Source organism: Gordonia sp. ABSL11-1 (assembly GCF_030315685.1).
Classification (GTDB): Bacteria; Actinomycetota; Actinomycetes; order Mycobacteriales; family Mycobacteriaceae; genus Gordonia.
Genome location: NZ_JASXSI010000036.1, coordinates 1 through 16770 on the forward strand (window position 1 = coordinate 1; position 16770 = coordinate 16770).

Sequence of the window (16770 nt, forward strand, 5' to 3'; positions counted from 1 at the left end):
GCCGCGGGGTTGGGGGGGGGGCTCCCCCCCCCCCCCCCCCCCCCCCCCCCCACAACCGGGGGAGGAGCAGTCAGGCGAGGATTCCAGCGCTGGTGAGAGCCGCGATGACCTTGGCGTGCAGTACTTTCGGCCGTAGGGCATCAGCCCAAGTCCAACGGACGACTCGTGAGCCGGTCGCGCGAATCGCGTCCTCGCGGAGCTTTTCGTCGTAGATCACGTCCTCGGGCAATCGATCGCCGAACGGGTTGGACCGGTGGTACTTGAACCGTCCGTCAAACTCTCCGACGACCCGGAGTGCGCCTCCGGCATCCCGCCAGCCGAAGTCGCCTCGCACGTGCTTCTCCCCGTTGAGGTTCACAAGGATCGACACCTGGAGTTCGGGGGGAGGTATCGCTGGATTGTCCGCCATGACGAGCCTGCTCAGCGATTCGCCGATGCTCTCTGAGAGCCCGTTGGCCAACGACGCCGCTGAACGGAGGATCGCGATGCCATGATGACGGCGAAGTCGGGCGATCTGATCGTCGAGCTCGTCTTCCGTGATACCCAGGCGCAGGCCGGAGTCGAGGACACACACAGCCTGACGGAGCGAACCGGTCCGCGCCACATCGCACACCGTTCGGGCGAGTGAGGTGACCGGGATACCGTCGATCTCGACGATGTCAGAAGGGCGCAACGCGGCTTGGTGTATCAGGCCGCGCGTCAGGGTCTTGCCGGTGCTCGACGAGGTCAAGTGCACCTTTGTCAGATCTGGCTCCAGCATCGGAATTCGGTGCATCGCCGCGCCTGACTCATGGCTTGCCGTGCGGCCGGGGCCCCCATAGTGGGTCGCCGCGATGACGGTCGTGCGGTACCTCTCGAGCTTGGCGGTGTGCGACTTCGCGGATTCGCCGGTCGTCGGGAGGTACACGCCTCGCCAGACTCGCTCTGTGACTCCCTTCCTTACGTCGCTGCGTAGTCCGGTGTCGGTGAGACCCGCCGCAATTGCTTGTGCACGATAGACAAGGTCGTCGGAACCGATTGTTTGGTCGTCCATGGCTCGTCATGATGCACCCGAAACGACCCACCGCCCGACCTTTATCCACAGGCCACTCGCCCGCACGCCCGCCCCAGCTCTCGACTCCGGCCACCTCTCGATGTTCTTCCGGCGGTTCCGTGTTCGTCCGCCTGTTGCAACCAGGGGACGAACACAGAAGTGGCGGAGGAACCGTGGGCGCGTCGCGGCGGGCGCGGCGGGTGCGGGGCGGCGGGCGGCGCGGGGTGGGTGGGTTATGCGTGGGGGAGCGGTACGCCGACCTCGCCGCCGTCGCGGCGCAGGACACGCAACGACCCCTCGGCGCGCACCTCGGTGAACTGGCCGGTCGCCAGCGCCTGGCGATAGATCTCGTACGGGGGCCGACCGCCGTCGGCGGGATCCGGGAACACGTCGTGGATGAGCAGCGCGCCACCGATCCGCACCCAGGGAGCCCAGCCGTCGAGATCGTTCTGCGCGGCCTGCATGCTGTGGCCGCCGTCGATGAACACGACGTCGGCCGGCTTGCCCCAGACCTTCGCGGCGATCGTGGACCCGGCGAGCATGCCGATGACGGTGCCTTCCAGGCCGGCGTCGAAGATGGTGCGCCGGAACCGTGCCGAGGTGTCGAGAGTGCCGGTGTGCGGGTCCACGAGCGAGGTGTCGTGATACTCCCACCCGGGCTGGTGCTCCTCCGAACCCCGATGGTGATCGACGGTCACGATCGTCGCGTCGCACGCTTCTGCGGCGGCGCCGAGGAACACCGTCGACTTACCGCAGTAGGTTCCGATCTCCACACCCACGTGCGTCGAATTCGACTGTGACAGATACTCACCGGCGATCTCGAAGAGAGTCTGCGCCTCGTCGAGCGGCATGAATCCCGGTGTCTCCTCGGCGACGCGCAGGCGTTCCGGCGACGGGGCGTTGGGGGTGCGTGCCGACGATGCAGTCATGAGGCAGATCCTATCCGGTGGGCATCCGCGCCCGCGTAGGGTGATCCGTATGAAAGCACAAGTGCTCAGTTCGGAGACCGGGCCCGCGGGGCTGACCCTCGACGACGTCGAGGCCCCCACCCCGGCCGACGGTCAGGTCCTCGTCGACATCAAGTCGTGCGGGGTCTGTTTCCCCGACCTCCTGATGAGTCAGGGCAAGTACCAGCTGCGCGTGCCCACCCCGTTCACTCCCGGTACCGAGGTGGCCGGAGTGGTGCGTGAGGCACCTGAGGGTTCATCGGTGAAGGCCGGCGACAAGGTTCTCGTCGCCTCCGTCGTCGGTGGTTTCGCCGAGCAGGTCGCCGCGGCGCCGGAGCAGTTGCTGCCGTTGCCCGAGGGGCTCACCTTCGACGAGGGCGCGGCCATGGGCATCAACTACCAGACCGCCCTGTTCGCGCTGAAGATCCGCGCCCAGACCGCTCCCGGCGAGGTCGTCGGCGTGCTCGGCGCCGCCGGCGGTGTCGGCACGGCGTCGATCATGGTGGCGAAAGCCATGGGCGCCAAGGTCATCGCCATCGTCCACCGCAAAGGTGCCGACGAATTGCTGCGCGACGCGGGTGCCGACGAGATCATCCAGCTCGAAGAGGGATGGGGTGCCGAGCTCAAGAAGATCGCCCCCGAGGGTGTCGACGTCATGATCGACCCGTCCGGCGGCGATGTCTTCGACGAGGCGCTGCGCCAGGTGGCACCCGACGGCCGCTACGTGGTCATCGGCTTCGCGGCCGGCGGCATCCCCAGCGTCAAGCTGAACCGCGTGCTCTTCCGGAACATCGCCGTAGTCGGAGCCGCGTGGGGTGAATACGTCCGCACGCATCCGGGCGTACCCGAACTGCTGCACGACGAGCTGACCGAGATGATCGCGGCGGGTATGCGACCTCTGGTCAACGTCACCTACAAGCTCGACGAACTGCCGACGGCGTTGACCGATCTCGCCGAAGGGCGGATCCTGGGGAAGGCGGTCGTCACGATCGCCGACTGAGACCAGAGGAGCGCACCATGTGCCGCAACATCACCGAACTGCGAGGACTCGAGCCCGCGGCCACCGATCAGGAGATCGAGGCGGCCGCCCGACAGTACATCCGCAAGGTGAGCGGCGTGCGTCAACCGTCGGCGGCGAACGTCGAGGCGTTCGAGGCCGCGGTGCAGAAGGTCACCGACGCCACGCATGAGCTCCTCGACGCCTTGCCGGAGCGGCGGCAGCCACCGAAGACGGTGCCGCCGCTCCGGCGCCCCGAGGTCCGTGCACGGATGGTGGCGCGCGGCGAGTCGGTTCCCGCGATCTGACCCGGATCAGTTCGTGACGTCGAACAGCGCCGCCGCGTTGTCGTGGAACGCGCCGCGTAGCCAGTCGTCGCCGAGGTCGAGCCGGATCAACGCCTCCAGGGCGTGCGGGTAGCCGTAGGGGATGTTCGGGTAGTCGCTGCCGAACAGGATCTTGTCGCCGATGTCGCGTACGCGGCCGAGCGCCTCCTTCGGGTACGGCGCGTCCGCCTCGGAGAAGTCCGTGAACGACATCGTGGTGTCGAGACGGACGTTCGGGTAGCGCTCGGCCAGCTCGAGGAACTCGAGGTACTCCGGTGTGCCCATGTGCGCGACGATCAGCGGCAGCGACGGAAAGCGGTGCAGCAGAGCCCGTATCGGCTCGACGCCGGTGTGGCGGCCGGGGGCGGGCCCGGAGCCGCAATGGATGATGACCGGCACCTGACTGTCGGCGATCTGCGACCAGACGCCGTCGAGCAGTGAATCGAGCGGCGAGTAGTCGCCGACCTGGATGTGACATTTGAAGACCCGTGTGCCGCGCTGGATCGCCTTCGATACATAGCCGGTGGCCGATTCCTCGGGGTAGAAGGTCGCCGTGTGCAGGCAATCCGGGTGATGGGCGGCGAAGTCGGCCGCCCACCCGTTCAGCCACTCCGCCATGTCCGGTTTGTGGGGATACACGAGGGACGAGTAGGCGCGGACGCCGAAGCCCTGCAGGGTGGCGACCCGTGAGTCCTCGTCGGCGCGGTAGGTGATCGGCCATTCCCGGCCGACGAGCGGGCCGGCCGACGCGAAGTAGGCCCAGACCTTGTCCATCACCGACTTGGGCATGAAGTGGGTGTGTACATCGATCAGACCGGGAAGGCCGAGCTCCTGCCACACCTCGCATACCGATGCGGCCTCGTCGGAGCTGAAGGGACGGGGGCCTGCGGAAGCCGTGGCATCGTCGCACATCTGTCCAACGCTACGTCAGTGTCGCCCATGCGATCGATCGATTGGTCCGCAGCCGCACCATCGTGTGTCGGATCAGGCTGCGGCGAGTACCGCCGTGAGGCCGGATCGGAGATCGTCGACGAAATAGCCAGGGACCTCCAGAGAAGGGAAGTGTCCTCCGGCCGGCGGTTCGGTCCACCTGACGATGCGCGAAAAGCGTTCGCGCGCCCAACGATATGGGCATTTCTCGATGTCGGCGGGATAGACGGAGATGGCAGTCGGAACATCGACACCCAGGTGCGGATCCACGGCATTGACGCCCCCGTGGCTCTCGTGATAGATCCGAGCGGCGGACGCGCCGGTACCGGTCAGCCAGTACAGGGTGACGTCGTCCAGAAGTCGGTCTCGCGGGATCGTCTCGAACGGAGTGTCGTCGGTATCGGTCCATTCGGCGAACTTGTCCATGATCCACGCAAGCAACCCGACGGGGGAATCCACGAGCGCGTAGCCGATGGTCTGCGGTCGAGTCGCCTGCTGCTTGGCGTAGGCGCCGCGGTGGAGATAGAAGTTCTCGGTGTCGTCGGCCCATCGGCGCTCGGAGGGCGTCAGCCCGTCCGTGGAGAGCCCAGGTGGCGCCTGGACGAGCGTCGTGTGGATGCCGAGGACGTGATCTGGGAACCTGCCGGCCAGAACAGTGGTGATCACACCGCCCCAGTCGCCACCATGGGCGAGAAACGTGCTGTAGCCGAGCCTGTCCATCACAGCCACCCACGCCGCAGCGATTCGTCCGACTCCCCAACCGGTTCTGGTCGGTTTGCCGCTGTAGGCAAAGCCGGGCAGAGACGGTGCCACGACATGAAACGCCTGGGCGCCCACGTCAGCGGGCTCCGCCAGTTCGTCGATGAGGTCGATGAACTCGACAATGCTGCCCGGCCAACCGTGCGTGAGAATCAGCGGCACAGCGTCGGGGCGGGAGGAACTGCGGTGCACAAAGTGGATGTCCAGCCCGTCGATGGTGGTGCGGTACTGGCCAATCCGATTGAGTCGATCTTCGAACGACCGCCACTCGTAGTCCGTCCGCCAGTGGTCGACGGTCTCTGCGAGGTCGGCGAGCGGAACCCCCTGCCGCCAGCGATCAGAGTTCGCGACGTCGATCGTCTCGCGCTCAGGGAATCTCGCCGCGGCCAGACGCGTGCGTAGATCGTCGAGGTCGGCCTCGGGTGTGTGCGTTTCCCACGGCTCGACGCCGTCACTGGACGAGACCATGTGACCTCCTCGGTATCGACGGGCATGTCGTCCATGAACCGTCTAAGACGGTTCTACCATCGGACAGTGATCTCGACAACCGGCTATGGTGGTTCTGTGCGAGGCGAGTTCCCCGATTTCCGGCTGGGTACCGAGCTGGCGACCAGTTTCACCGCGACACTGACCGAACGTCGTGGCGATCCGGTCGAGCGTATCCCGACCCCGGGGCGTCTGATGGACTGGCTGGTGGTCAGCGGTCTGCCAGTGCAATCCTGCACGGACGCTCAGCTGGAGAGTGCACGTGAGCTGCGGGAAGGCATTCACGCGGCGGCGACCGCAGCGGCGTCCGCCGATGCCCTGCCCGCGGACGCGCTACGCGTCATCAACGAATGCAGCGCGCAGGGCCGGGCCGCGGCCGTGTTGACGCCCGAGCGGAAGCGGTTGTGGCAGTTGGGTTCGCCGCCAGAGGTCGAAGATGCACTCAGTGTCATCGCTGCCGACGCGGTGGCCATCATCTCGGGTGAACGCTCAGGGCGACTGGCTCTGTGTGCCTCGCCGACCTGTCGTGCCGCGTTCTTCGACACCAGTCAGAGCCGGACCCGTAAGTGGTGCGAGATGAACACCTGCGGGAATCGGCACAAGAAGGCGCGTTACAACGACAACCATCGCGAGACTGCCCACACGACCGGGTGACGCCCGATCCGGGGAACGGTTCCGTCGTGGCGAACTCGCGAGGTGGACGCGCACCGATCTCGCCGACAGGCCGTGGCATACTACCTCGGCGTGATCAGCACCGTCCGCTGGTCGTTCGTACCGCGTAGCTGGCTGAACACCCGGCCGACATCCCCAGTCCGACATGCTCGGTGACGAACAGCGACGAGTCGACGATACCGGTGACGACCGCCCGTCCGGCCGCGACGAACTCGGCTTTGGTGTAGTAGGAGACGAAATGCATCGTCGTCTCCTTGACCACTCCGGCGACCGGGGGACGGTGTCCTCGCTCATGCACACGCCGGCGATCACGACGGTGCCGTGCACGCCACCTCGAGCGCAGCAGCCCGGCGACCCTGCGCGGGGATCGGAGCACACGATCCGTCCGGTCGGCACTCGTGACAACCAGTGCAGCACAGCCAGTCCGACGGGGCCGACGCCAGAGAACCAGAACGCGATCGTCGGGTGCCACCTGCGCCCGTGTCCCGGCGTGGAGTCCGACGGCCATCGGCTCGGCGAGGGACGCATCCTCGATGACGACGGGTGCTCGGTCGGCGAGGAGGTCGAGTCGTGGGCTCGACGCAGCGCTGACCCGTACGTACTCCGCCAACGCGCCCGAGGCGAGGCCGAGCGCCTCCGCATCCGGACAGTGGGCGATGTCGCCGGTCACGCACGCTCGGCACCGGGTGCACCCGATGACCGGCATCGATGCCACGGGTGAACCGACGGGTCAGTCCGCCTCGACGTCACCCCCGGCGGCGACGACGACACCGGCGAACTCGTGACCCATGATCGTCCCGTCCGGGAGGAAGGGTGCGGTCGAGGAGATCCGATCCGCAGATTCCGGTCGCCGCGACGGCGAGCACGATTTCGCCGGGCCCCGGAGAGGGGTCGGCGACGTCGGCGATCGCGAACGATCCCGCGGCGGTCACGGCGGCACGCACGACTATCCCGTGTCGCTGTTGTCGACGGCGGTGACCTTGTGCGGCATCGGTCCGTCCCAGTCCTTGGGGACGATGAATGTGCCCTCCGCGGTGACTGTTTCGCCATTCACATCGGCCAGCGAACCGCGGACGATCTTCTTGCGTCCCGCCCGCTCGACGATGACCGCCGTCGCGTGCAACGGTCCGAGTGGTGTGGGCCGGACATACCGGAGCGAGATCGTGCCGGTGTAGCACGGGACATTGTCGGCACTGCCCGCCTCCCCGAGCACATGATCGAGCACCAACGCGACGACACCGCCGTGCACGCACCCCGACGGCCCCTCGTAGGCCGCCCCGAGCACGAAGTCGGCGGTGACCGTGCCGTCGTCGTGGCGCACCGTGTGCAAGGGAGGCGCGATCGCGTTGCGCATACCGATCACGGCGTTGCCCCACGGCATCCCCTGCAGGTCGGAGGTGAACCGCACGCCGTAGGCACCGTCGAGCTGTTGCGCGCGTAGCGTTTCCACGGCCGTGTCCACCAGACGGTGGACGTCGCGGACGGTGTCGTCGTCGACCTCGGTGCGGATCACCGCGTCGATCAACTGCCGTACCGAGTCGGTCAGCGGCTCATAGAGTGCACGCCGTCGCGCGATCTCCTCGTCGGAGATGTCCTCGAGAGTGAACTCCATCAGTACTGACCTCCGGTGACCGGACTGCCGGTCGAGTCGACAGATGCGGGGACGAGGTCGGGGCGGGCGTCGCCGAGGATCTCATCCCGGTCGTCGTCGAGTGCGAACCCGGCGCGGATCATGTCCGTTGTCGCGGCACGGTACCGCGCGAGGTAGTCTTCGGCGCCGGCATAGCGCCGACCGAGCGCCTCGGGATCGGCGGGTGTGGTGGAGCCGAACAGGACGCAGATGCGGTGGACGTCGCCGGCGACGATACCGCTCAGCACCTGTGTGGGGGCGTCGACGGAGGGGCTGCGGACACCGCCGCGGACGTTCCCGATCTCGTCGAGAAGGAATCGACGTGCATCGCCCGCGTTGTCCAGCTCCAGAGGTGGTGCCGACGGGGGCGCTGTGCCGCCGGCCGCCCAGGAAGCCAAGTGGCGCAGCGCGGCCCGCAGCACGAAGCGCTGCTGGCCGCGGTTGACCGGTGTCGGGCACCCCAGGAGGTTCTCGTACGGTCCGATCTGGTGGAGGTCGGCGTGCGACGTCCCGGCCACCTCCCAGGTCCGGATTCGGGGCGAATCCGGCTGGCGGGAGCGCACATACAGGAAGTTGGTGAGGACGTCGGTCTCCGTCTGGACGGTGAGTACGGGGATGCCGACCGACGCGGGGATGGTGACGGGTTCGGCGCCGAACACCGTGTCGATGTCGATGCCCCGACCGACCTCGCCGAATGGCATGCCCGCGGCGGCGCGGGAGTGGATGAGGATGCCCTCGAAGGCGTCGTGATCGCCCACGAAGTGGCGGGCATAGGTGGTCAGGGCCATCGCCGACTGCGACTCCCCGACGGCGAGCAGTTGTCGCACCGAGAGACCGGACAGTGGATGATCGGTATCCGTCGGCGACCTCAGCGCCGCGCCGATCGAGGCGAAGATGTCGTAGCAGTAGGCGTCCCCGGGATGGTCCAGGCCCGCGTACCTGTCGGGATCCTTTGCCGCCAGGCCCGACGCCCCCCCGGTCGAGAGCCCGTCGACGGATCCCTCACCACCCTCGATGCCGGTGTACTGCGCGGACACCCCGGCCCAGGCGTAGCCGCCGCGGATGAGTTCCTCGGCGAGATAGGTGTACTCGGGGGCGGCGTCGGCGCCACTGCTCACGTTGAGCCACTCGACGACGACGGTGCCGTTGAAGTCGTCGTCGGCGAGAGGACGGCGGACCAGGATGCGGGTGGTGTAGTCGGCGGAGCCGACGGCGACCACGGTGTCGGCATCCCACGCGTGACGCTCCGCAGTACCGGCCGCGGCGTATTCGTTCTCTCCGTACCCATGTGCGGCCAGGTCCGGACCGGGCGTCGCGCTGATGATCGAACACCCGGCGCCGCCGGCCATCTCGCGGAACGTCACAGTCGTCATGACGGTTGTTGCGACTTGCGGTACTTCGTGCTGACCTCGCCGAACATCATGTTCATCTTGGTCCCGATGGGCCAGCCGACGTAATAGCAGAGGAACAGGGCGATCTCCTCCAGCTGCTCGGGCGTCAACTCGCCGTTGCCGAGTGCGGCACCCGCCTGGATCTCGGCGACGTCGACCTGACCGCCCGCGGCCAACGCACCCAGCAGCAGCAGCCTGCGGTCGCGGATGGACAACCCCTCCCGGGTCCAGACCTGCGCGAACAGTTGGTCCGCCGTGTGCGCGAAATGCAGTCCCGGGCCGTCGGACATCTCCCAGCCATAGACCTGCGACATCATCTCCAGCCCGCGACGACGCTCCTCGGACTGCGGTGTCGGGGTGTCGGGGTCGGTCATGAATCTCCTTCCTGATGGGGTACGCCCAGCCCGCGCGCGAGATCGGTGTAGGCCTGGCTACCCAGGGGCAACTCGACGCCGAGGTCCGCGGCGAGGGTGAGCGCGAGTGACAGGTCCTTTTCTCCCAAGGCTCGCACGTGAGTGAAGATGCCGTACCAGAAATCGTCATGGTCGATCTCGGCGGTGGTGTCGCGCAACATGATCGCGCCGGCGCCGCCCGTGATGGCGTCGGTGTGGCGGACGACCTTGCCGAGTTTCGCGATGTCGATCCCGGCCGCCTCGGCGAGCCGGGACGCCTCGGTGGCGGCGGTGAACGAGATGAAATGCAGCAGATTGCGCGCCAGCTTCATCTTCGTGCCCGTGCCCACCTCCTCCCCGGCGTGGACGATCATGTCGGCGCACAGTCCGAACGGTTCCTTCAGCTTCTGGTAGGCCTCCCGCGGACCGCCGACCATGACCGCCAGGCGACCTTGCTCGGCTCCCGGCGCGCCACCGGAGATGGGCGCGTCGAGCAGCGTGACACCGCGCTCGGCGCAGACCGCTGCGAGGTCGATCGCGGTCTGCGGCGAGATGGTCGAGTGCACCGTGATGACGGTGCCGTCGACGGCGCCATCGAGCAGTCCGCCCTTCCCGGCGACGACGGTGCGGACCTGCTCGTCGTTCAGGACGCAGATGCCGATGATGTCGGCGGCCGCGGCGACGTCACGGAGTGAGCCGGCTGCAGCGGCACCCTGGTCGGCGAGGTTCGCGACAGCCTCGTCGGACAGGTCGAACACGGTGAGTCCGCCGTCCCATTTGGCCAACCGGGCCGCCATCGGGCCGCCGATGTTGCCGAGGCCGATATACCCGAGCCGCACCGGCGCATCGGCCCCGCCGGCGTTGGATGCGGCGGCGTCGGAACTCATGAGCGGATGACCTGCCCGCCGTCGACGTTGAAGATCTGGCCGGTGACCCAGCTCGCCTCATCCGAGAGCAGGAACAGGCACATGCCGACGAGATCCTCCGGGGTGCCGAAGCGCTTGAGCGGCAGTCGGTTCACGATGTCGGCGACCATCTCCTTGGGCGTCGTCGACCGAGTGGCCTCGGTGTCGATGGGACCGGGCGCGATGGCATTGACCCGGATGTTCTGGCCACCGAGTTCGGTCGCGAGCTGCTGGGTGAGGCCGTTGACCCCGACCTTGGCCAGGCCGTAGAAGCCGCTGTAGAGCCATGCGGCGGTGGAGGATTGATTGACGATCGCGCCACCCTCGGTCATGTGCGTGTACACGGCGCGGGTGACGTTGAGAGCACCGTCGAGGTTCACGCTCATGAACTTCTTGTAGTAGTCCCACGGGACGGTGATCAGGAAGTCCAGTTTCATCCCGCCGTAGATGGCGGCGTTGTTCACCAGGCCGTCGATCGTCCCGTAGGCGTCGACGGTCGCGGTCGCCAGTGCCTGCGCCGACTGTTCGTCGGAGACGTCGGTGTTGACGTAGAGGCCACCGATGTCGGCGGCGACCTGCTTGCCGGCCTCGTCGTTGAGGTCGGCGACGACGACGTTGGCGCCCTCGGCGGCCAGTGCGCGCGCGTAGGCCTCACCGATCCCGCCGGCGGCGCCGGTGACGATGACGGTCTTGCCGGTGAAACGTGAACGGTTCTCGGAAGTCATTGTGCTGCTTTCTGTTGTGGGTGGTGTGCTGTCCGGTGCCTCAGGGAGCGGGCTACGCCGGTGTCGCGACCGCCTTCGACTCGAGGTACTCCTCGAAGCCCGCGACGCCCATCTCACGACCGATCCCGGACTGCTTGTATCCGCCGAACGGGACGTCGGCGGAGTACCAGATGCCGCCGTTGATGCCCATGGTTCCGGTGCGAACCCCGTTGACCACCTTGTCGATTCGGGCGGCGTCGGTGCCCCACACGGCGCCCGAGAGGCCGTACGGGGAATCGTTGGCGATGCGGATGGCGTCGTCGTCGCCGTCGTGGGGGATGATCACCAGCACCGGCCCGAAGATCTCCTCCTGCGCGACCCGTGCTGAGTTGTCGAGCCCGGAGATCAGCGTGGGCTCGACGAAGAAGCCGCTGTCCTTGTCTGCCGGGCGTCCGCCGCCGATCTCGATGGTGCCGCCCTCGGACCTCGCCAGCTCGATGTAGGACTCGACACGCGCGCGTTGTGTCGCGGAGATCAGCGGGCCGCAGATGGTTCCACCGTCGGTCGGGTCGCCGGCGGCGAGACCGGCGAGCGAGTCACGGGTGGCGGAGATCGCGTCGTCGAGCTTCTCGCGCGGCACGACGAGGCGTGTGGTGATGGCGCATCCCTGACCGGCGTGGGTGACGACATTGAAGGCGGCCATCGAACAGGCAGAGGCGAGGTCGGCGTCGTCGAGGACGATGAAGGCAGACTTGCCGCCGAGTTCGAGGAACACCTTCTTCAGCGACTCGGCCGCACTCGCCATGACCTTCTTGCCGGTAGCGGTCGAGCCGGTGAACGACACCAGGTCGACGCGCAGATCGGTGGACAGTTGGGCGCCGAGCGCGTGGTCGCCGGACGTGACGATGTTGATCACACCGGGCGGGAAGTCTGTCTCCTCGGCGATCACCTTGCCCACCAACGCCGCGCACCAGGGCGTGTCCGGGGCCGGTTTGAGGACCACCGTGCAGCCGGCCGCCAGTGCCGGGCCGATCTTGGCGAGATTGATCTGGTGTGGGAAGTTCCACGGCGTGATGGCGCCGACGACGCCGGCCGCCTCGAACCGCACCTCGCGAGTGTTCTTGAGTCCCATCGGCTTCGCCTCGCCGAGGTCCCTGGTCCACTGGTAGGTCTCGGCCAGATCGGCGAAGTACCCCAGATCGCGGACCGGTCCTTCGAATTGCGGTCCGTGGGTGAGGAAGACGGGGCAGCCGACCTCGGCGACGGTGATGTCGCGGAACTCGTCGGCGTGTGCGAGCAGGGCGTCCCGGAGCTGACGGAGGCAGCGGGCACGCAGAGCGTGATCGCGTGACCAGTCCGTGGTGTCGAAGGCTGCCCGTGCGGCGCCGATCGCGGCATCCATGTCGGCGGCGGTGCCGTCGGCGGCCTGCCCGATCACCTCCTCGGTGGCCGGGTTGACGACGTCGAAGGTGCCGGCGCCACCGGCGGTGAGTTTGCCGTCGATCAGCAGATCAGACGACGAGGCGGGGCGAAGAGGCATGGTCTGGAACTCCATCTGGACAGGTGTCTGGACTCGCGTTCAAACCTAGTGTAGCCTCGCTCACATGTCCAGTCCCGTGTCCCAGGAATCCACCCGCCGGCGGCTCACCCAGCAGCAGGCGGAGACCGTCACCCGGCTCACCGACGCGGCGGTCGACGTGCTCAACACCGAGGGTTTCGATGGACTCACCGTGCGTACCGTCGCCAAACTGGCCGGTGTTGCGCCTGCCACGGCGTACACGTACTTCTCCTCGAAGAGTCACCTCGTCGCCGAGGTGTTCTGGCGACGACTGAGTGCGGGTGTGCCCGAGCCGGACCTCTCCGCACCGCCGGCCGAACGTGTCGCCCAGGTGCTGCGCGAGGTGTCGATGGTGGTGGCCGGCGAGGGACAGCTCGGTGGTGCCGTGACCATGGCGCTGCTCGGAACCGATCCGGATGTCGAACACCTGCGCCTGCGTATCGGCGGCTTCATCCGGCGTCGCCTGGCGGAGGCTCTCGAGGTGGATCCGGACAATCCGGGACCGCTCCTCGACGCCCTCGAGATGATCTACGCCGGTGGGCTGGTGCATGCGGGAATGGGCCACATGTCGTACGAGCAGACCTCGGAACGTCTTGTCGCAGCCGCACATCTACTGATGGAGAAGTGATGACCGAAACCGCCACGGGAGCGGGGATGGAACACCGCGTCCCGTTCGATCCGTATGCCTATGGCTTCCACGAGGATCCGTACCCGACATATGCTCGCCTGCGTCAGGAAGCGCCTGTCTACTACAACGCCGACATGGACTTCTGGGCGTTGGCCAACCATGCCGACGTCCGGGCCGGCTTCCGCGACAGCGTGAACCTGTCCAACGCGTGGGGTGTGTCGATGGACCCGTCGTCGTATGGTCCCGATGCCCACAAGTCGATGTCGTTCCTGGCCATGGACGATCCGAAGCACATGCGCATCCGGAAGCTGGTGTCCAAGGGCTTCACCCCGCGGCGGGTCAACGACCTGTCCGGGCGCATCACGGCTCTGACCCATCAGCACTGGAGCAAGTGTCTCGACAAGGGGGAGTTCGACTACGTCGCCGATTTCGCAGGGCTGCTCCCGATGGACGTCGTGTCCGAGCTGCTCGGTGTTCCCGAGGCGGATCGCGCATTCCTGCGCCGGAAGTCGGATCTGCTGCTGCACCGGGAGGAAGGGGTCCTCGACATCCCCGAAGCGGCGGTGTACGCCTACATCGAACTGCACAAGTACTACACCGAACTCATCGCCGACCGGCACACGGATCTCGGCGAGGATCTGGTCTCGGCGCTGATCACGGCCGAGGTCGACGACGACGTGACCGGTGAGAAGACCACGCTCAGTGAGGACGAGATCGTGGGCTTCATGGTCCTGATGGTCGTCGCCGGCAACGAGACGACCACCAAACTCCTTGCGAACGCGCTGTATTGGGGCTGGCGGAACCCGGATCAACTCGCCAAGGTGATCGCCGATCCCGAGGTCGTGCCGGACTGGACCGAGGAGACCCTGCGCTACGACAACTCGACGCAGATGGTCCTACGCAAGGTCGCTGCCGATGTCACATACGGAGACACCATCATCCCGGAAGGCGACCGCGTGCTCCTCCTCGTCGGGTCGGCGAACCGCGACGAGACGGTGTTCGAGAACGCCGACGAGTACCAGATCGGTCGGGACTGCAGCCAGGCGCTGATGAGCTTCGGCATGGGAACCCACTTCTGCCTCGGCGCACACCTCGCACGACTGGAGTCCAACATCGGTCTCGAAGAGGTGGCCCGGTCCATCCGCAGCGTCGACATCGACATCGACAACGCGGTCCGAGTCCATTCGGTGAACGTCCGCGGCTTCGCCGAGCTTCCCGTGAGAGTGCAGGTGCGCTGATGGCCTACATCCCCCATCCCGAACGTCGGCCGGTTCTGGTGGCCGGGGCGTCGTCGGGTATCGGCGCCGCGACTGCGGAATACCTTGCGGCACGGAAGTATCCGATCGCGCTGGCGGCGCGCCGGGTCGATCGGCTGCAGGACCTCGCCGAGCAGATCACCGCGGCGGGCGGCGAGGCGGTGGCCGTACCGCTCGACGTGACCGACCCGGCATCGGTCGTCGACTGTGTGGCGAAGGCCGAGGCGGCGCTCGGACCGCTGGAGATCGTCGTGGCCGGAGCCGGTGACCTCGCGGTGGGGCTCTCCTACGAGACCTCGCCGGAGGAGTTCACCGATCAGATCAACATCCACCTCAACGGCGCCTACCGCATCTTCCGCGCGGCGATACCCGGCATGATCGACCGTACCCGTGGAGATTTCGTCTTCATCGGCTCGGACGTGGCGATCCGGCCGCGGCCATGGTCGTCGGCGTATGTGGCGGCGAAGGCGGGCATCGACGGCCTCGTCGCGACGATCCAGCTCGAACTCGAGGGCACCGGGGTGCGTGCAGGTGTCGTCCGGCCCGGTCAGACCCTCACCGGAATGGGGATGAACCTCGATCCCGCGACCACCGAGAACATGCTCAACGACTGGATCAAGCACGGCCTCGCCCGCCACGGCAACTTCCTGTCGCCCGAACACATCGCCCAGGCGGTGTCCGCCATGGTCGAGATGCCCCGCGGCGCCCACATGCGTTCGGTCGAGGTCGAGGCCGAAGGAGCCATCCCACGGGCGAGACGCGAACAGCAGTCTGCCGAATCGAAAGGAACGGACTCATGACCGCGCTGACCAAGCCGCGACGCGTCTCCGGTGGGGACGGCGAGCACGGACACCTCGACGAACTCGCGTCGGACCCGATCGGACTCTTCTGGCGTGTCCGCGAGGAATGCGGCGACGTCGGGCAGTTCCAGCTCGCGGACCGCGAGGTCGTGCTGGTGTCCGGCGCGGCCGCGAACGAGGAGTTCTTCCGCGCTCCTGAAGAGGATCTGGATCAGGCCGCGGCCTACCCGTTCATGACACCGGTGTTCGGCGAGGGTGTCGTCTTCGACGCGAGCCCGGAGGAACGGTCGAAGGCCATCCACAATTCGGCGCTCAAGGGCCCGCACATGAAACAGCATGCGGTGACCATCCCGAACGAGGCGGAGCGGATCATCGCCGGCTGGGGCGACGAGGGAGAGATCGATCTCCTCGAGTTCTTCGGCGAGCTGACGCTGTACACGTCATCGGCCTGCCTGATCGGTCGCAAGTTTCGCGAACAGCTCACCAAGCACGTGTCCGAGCTGTTCCACGATCTCGAGAAAGGCACCGACCCCATCGCCTACGTCGATGCCTACGCCGACATCGAGAGCTTTCGCAAACGCGATGCCGCGCGCGCTGAGTTGGTCGGGTTCATCCAGGGTGTGATGAACGACCGCGTCGCGAATCCGACCGAGGACAAAGACGATCGCGATCTCATGGATGTCCTGATCCAGGTGGGCTTCGACGCCAACACGATCACCGGCATGTTCATCTCGATGATGTTCGCCGGGCACCACACCACCCAGGGCACCGCGGCGTGGACACTGATCGAGCTGTTGCGCAATCCCGACTACATGCAGCGGGTGTACGCCGAGCTCGACGAGATCTACGGCGACACTCCGGCCGGCGAGCGGCCGGAGTACACGTTCGCCCACACGCGGCAGATGCCGTTGCTGGAGAACGCTCTCAAGGAGGCGCTTCGGCTGCATCCGCCGTTGATCATCCTGATGCGACTCGTGCAGAAGGACTTTCATATCGAGGACTTCGAGATCAAGGCTGGCCAATCGATCGCGGTGTCGCCCGCCGTCTCCAACCGGCTGTCGGAGGACTTCGACACCCCGGACACCTTCGATCCCGACCGGTACAACAAGCCCCGCACCGAGGATCTGGTCAACCGCTGGACGTGGATCCCGTTCGGTGCGGGCCGACACCGGTGTGTGGGTGCTCAGTTCGCGATCATGCAACTCAAGGCCATCTTCTCGGTGCTGTTCCAGAACTATGAGTTCGAGATGCTGCAACCGTCGAACACCTACCGCAACGACCATTCCAAGATGGTCGTCCAACTCCAGCAGCCCTGCCGGGTGCGTTACCGCAGGCGAGCACGCGCGAAGGGGTGAG

Annotated in this window: 18 protein-coding genes; 7 read left to right on the plus strand and 11 right to left on the minus strand. The window is 66.9% G+C overall.

Features of this window, described 5'->3' with window-relative positions; genetic code table 11:
- Nucleotides 1-70 precede the first annotated feature (70 nt).
- Together QSJ19_RS24690 and QSJ19_RS24695 are read right to left on the minus strand one after the other, a co-directional pair.
- The gene (locus QSJ19_RS24690; RefSeq protein ID WP_286323721.1) at nucleotides 71-736 is read right to left on the minus strand and encodes a hypothetical protein; all 666 of its coding nucleotides are present in this window, start codon (nucleotides 734-736) and stop codon (nucleotides 71-73) included.
- A gap of 530 nt (nucleotides 737-1266) precedes the next feature.
- Nucleotides 1267-1962 carry a class I SAM-dependent methyltransferase gene (locus tag QSJ19_RS24695; RefSeq protein ID WP_286323693.1) on the minus strand — a complete coding sequence of 232 codons (696 nt, stop codon included), beginning with the start codon at nucleotides 1960-1962 and terminating at the stop codon, nucleotides 1267-1269.
- A gap of 49 nt (nucleotides 1963-2011) precedes the next feature.
- On the opposite strand from QSJ19_RS24695, the gene QSJ19_RS24700 reads away from it, so the two are divergent.
- On the plus strand, nucleotides 2012-2980 hold the full coding sequence (locus QSJ19_RS24700) for an NADPH:quinone oxidoreductase family protein (RefSeq protein WP_286323694.1): 969 nt from the start codon (nucleotides 2012-2014) through the stop codon (nucleotides 2978-2980).
- A 17-nt stretch (nucleotides 2981-2997) separates the two neighbouring features.
- Entirely contained in the window at nucleotides 2998-3285 is a 288-nt protein-coding gene (locus tag QSJ19_RS24705; protein ID WP_187588645.1) for a DUF2277 domain-containing protein, read from the plus strand.
- Nucleotides 3286-3291: 6 nt separating this feature from the next.
- On the opposite strand, the gene QSJ19_RS24710 is transcribed toward QSJ19_RS24705, so the two are convergent.
- Together QSJ19_RS24710 and QSJ19_RS24715 are read right to left on the minus strand one after the other, a co-directional pair.
- Nucleotides 3292-4215 (minus strand): amidohydrolase family protein, encoded by a 924-nt coding sequence (locus QSJ19_RS24710; protein ID WP_286323695.1) that lies wholly within the window; start codon nucleotides 4213-4215, stop codon nucleotides 3292-3294.
- 72 nt (nucleotides 4216-4287) lie between these two features.
- Nucleotides 4288-5460, minus strand: coding sequence for an epoxide hydrolase family protein (locus tag QSJ19_RS24715; RefSeq protein WP_286323696.1), 1173 nt, complete (start codon nucleotides 5458-5460; stop codon nucleotides 4288-4290).
- Between the two features lie 96 nt (nucleotides 5461-5556).
- On the opposite strand from QSJ19_RS24715, the gene QSJ19_RS24720 reads away from it, so the two are divergent.
- Entirely contained in the window at nucleotides 5557-6132 is a 576-nt protein-coding gene (locus QSJ19_RS24720) for a CGNR zinc finger domain-containing protein (RefSeq protein ID WP_286323722.1), read from the plus strand.
- Nucleotides 6133-6226: 94 nt separating this feature from the next.
- Here QSJ19_RS24720 and QSJ19_RS24725 read toward each other — a convergent pair whose 3' ends face one another.
- The 7 genes from QSJ19_RS24725 to QSJ19_RS24755 form a co-directional block, all read right to left on the minus strand.
- The gene (locus QSJ19_RS24725) at nucleotides 6227-6820 is read right to left on the minus strand and encodes an MDR/zinc-dependent alcohol dehydrogenase-like family protein (protein ID WP_353507176.1); all 594 of its coding nucleotides are present in this window, start codon (nucleotides 6818-6820) and stop codon (nucleotides 6227-6229) included.
- A 276-nt stretch (nucleotides 6821-7096) separates the two neighbouring features.
- The gene (locus QSJ19_RS24730) at nucleotides 7097-7762 is read right to left on the minus strand and encodes a PaaI family thioesterase (RefSeq protein WP_286323697.1); all 666 of its coding nucleotides are present in this window, start codon (nucleotides 7760-7762) and stop codon (nucleotides 7097-7099) included.
- On the minus strand, nucleotides 7762-9153 hold the full coding sequence (locus QSJ19_RS24735) for an alpha/beta hydrolase domain-containing protein (RefSeq protein WP_286323698.1): 1392 nt from the start codon (nucleotides 9151-9153) through the stop codon (nucleotides 7762-7764). The genes QSJ19_RS24730 and QSJ19_RS24735 overlap by 1 nt, the downstream gene beginning before the upstream one ends.
- Nucleotides 9150-9545 carry a carboxymuconolactone decarboxylase family protein gene (locus tag QSJ19_RS24740; RefSeq protein ID WP_286323699.1) on the minus strand — a complete coding sequence of 132 codons (396 nt, stop codon included), beginning with the start codon at nucleotides 9543-9545 and terminating at the stop codon, nucleotides 9150-9152. Before QSJ19_RS24740 ends, QSJ19_RS24735 begins: the two co-directional genes overlap by 4 nt.
- Entirely contained in the window at nucleotides 9542-10450 is a 909-nt protein-coding gene (locus tag QSJ19_RS24745; RefSeq protein ID WP_286323700.1) for an NAD(P)-dependent oxidoreductase, read from the minus strand. Before QSJ19_RS24745 ends, QSJ19_RS24740 begins: the two co-directional genes overlap by 4 nt.
- Nucleotides 10447-11193, minus strand: coding sequence for an SDR family oxidoreductase (locus QSJ19_RS24750; RefSeq protein WP_286323701.1), 747 nt, complete (start codon nucleotides 11191-11193; stop codon nucleotides 10447-10449). The genes QSJ19_RS24745 and QSJ19_RS24750 overlap by 4 nt, the downstream gene beginning before the upstream one ends.
- Before the next feature lie 52 nt (nucleotides 11194-11245).
- Nucleotides 11246-12712: an aldehyde dehydrogenase gene (locus tag QSJ19_RS24755; protein WP_286323702.1), complete on the minus strand. Its 1467-nt coding sequence runs from the start codon at nucleotides 12710-12712 to the stop codon at nucleotides 11246-11248.
- Between the two features lie 64 nt (nucleotides 12713-12776).
- Between QSJ19_RS24755 and QSJ19_RS24760 the strand changes: the two genes are divergently transcribed.
- The 4 genes from QSJ19_RS24760 to QSJ19_RS24775 are packed head-to-tail and all read left to right on the plus strand — an operon-like array spanning nucleotide 12777 to nucleotide 16769.
- On the plus strand, nucleotides 12777-13358 hold the full coding sequence (locus tag QSJ19_RS24760; RefSeq protein WP_286323703.1) for a TetR/AcrR family transcriptional regulator: 582 nt from the start codon (nucleotides 12777-12779) through the stop codon (nucleotides 13356-13358).
- Entirely contained in the window at nucleotides 13358-14596 is a 1239-nt protein-coding gene (locus tag QSJ19_RS24765) for a cytochrome P450 (protein WP_286323704.1), read from the plus strand. Before QSJ19_RS24760 ends, QSJ19_RS24765 begins: the two co-directional genes overlap by 1 nt.
- The gene (locus QSJ19_RS24770; RefSeq protein WP_286323705.1) at nucleotides 14596-15414 is read left to right on the plus strand and encodes an SDR family oxidoreductase; all 819 of its coding nucleotides are present in this window, start codon (nucleotides 14596-14598) and stop codon (nucleotides 15412-15414) included. Before QSJ19_RS24765 ends, QSJ19_RS24770 begins: the two co-directional genes overlap by 1 nt.
- Complete coding sequence (locus QSJ19_RS24775; RefSeq protein ID WP_286323706.1) at nucleotides 15411-16769, plus strand: cytochrome P450; 1359 nt, start codon at nucleotides 15411-15413, stop codon at nucleotides 16767-16769. Before QSJ19_RS24770 ends, QSJ19_RS24775 begins: the two co-directional genes overlap by 4 nt.
- Nucleotide 16770: the final 1 nt, after the last annotated feature.

What these genes read in the sequence shown, in the direction of transcription:
- QSJ19_RS24775 (WP_286323706.1), top strand. Translation starts at nt 15,411, where the DNA reads ATGACCGCGCTGACCAAGCCGCGACGCGTCTCCGGTGGGGACGGCGAG.
- QSJ19_RS24700 (WP_286323694.1), top strand. Translation starts at nt 2,012, where the DNA reads ATGAAAGCACAAGTGCTCAGTTCGGAGACCGGGCCCGCGGGGCTGACC.
- QSJ19_RS24740 (WP_286323699.1), bottom strand. Translation starts at nt 9,545, where the DNA reads ATGACCGACCCCGACACCCCGACACCGCAGTCCGAGGAGCGTCGTCGC.
- QSJ19_RS24765 (WP_286323704.1), top strand. Translation starts at nt 13,358, where the DNA reads ATGACCGAAACCGCCACGGGAGCGGGGATGGAACACCGCGTCCCGTTC.
- QSJ19_RS24710 (WP_286323695.1), bottom strand. Translation starts at nt 4,215, where the DNA reads ATGTGCGACGATGCCACGGCTTCCGCAGGCCCCCGTCCCTTCAGCTCC.
- QSJ19_RS24755 (WP_286323702.1), bottom strand. Translation starts at nt 12,712, where the DNA reads ATGCCTCTTCGCCCCGCCTCGTCGTCTGATCTGCTGATCGACGGCAAA.
- QSJ19_RS24705 (WP_187588645.1), top strand. Translation starts at nt 2,998, where the DNA reads ATGTGCCGCAACATCACCGAACTGCGAGGACTCGAGCCCGCGGCCACC.
- QSJ19_RS24695 (WP_286323693.1), bottom strand. Translation starts at nt 1,962, where the DNA reads ATGACTGCATCGTCGGCACGCACCCCCAACGCCCCGTCGCCGGAACGC.
- QSJ19_RS24770 (WP_286323705.1), top strand. Translation starts at nt 14,596, where the DNA reads ATGGCCTACATCCCCCATCCCGAACGTCGGCCGGTTCTGGTGGCCGGG.
- QSJ19_RS24730 (WP_286323697.1), bottom strand. Translation starts at nt 7,762, where the DNA reads ATGGAGTTCACTCTCGAGGACATCTCCGACGAGGAGATCGCGCGACGG.
- QSJ19_RS24735 (WP_286323698.1), bottom strand. Translation starts at nt 9,153, where the DNA reads ATGACGACTGTGACGTTCCGCGAGATGGCCGGCGGCGCCGGGTGTTCG.
- QSJ19_RS24745 (WP_286323700.1), bottom strand. Translation starts at nt 10,450, where the DNA reads ATGAGTTCCGACGCCGCCGCATCCAACGCCGGCGGGGCCGATGCGCCG.
- QSJ19_RS24715 (WP_286323696.1), bottom strand. Translation starts at nt 5,460, where the DNA reads ATGGTCTCGTCCAGTGACGGCGTCGAGCCGTGGGAAACGCACACACCC.
- QSJ19_RS24760 (WP_286323703.1), top strand. Translation starts at nt 12,777, where the DNA reads ATGTCCAGTCCCGTGTCCCAGGAATCCACCCGCCGGCGGCTCACCCAG.
- QSJ19_RS24750 (WP_286323701.1), bottom strand. Translation starts at nt 11,193, where the DNA reads ATGACTTCCGAGAACCGTTCACGTTTCACCGGCAAGACCGTCATCGTC.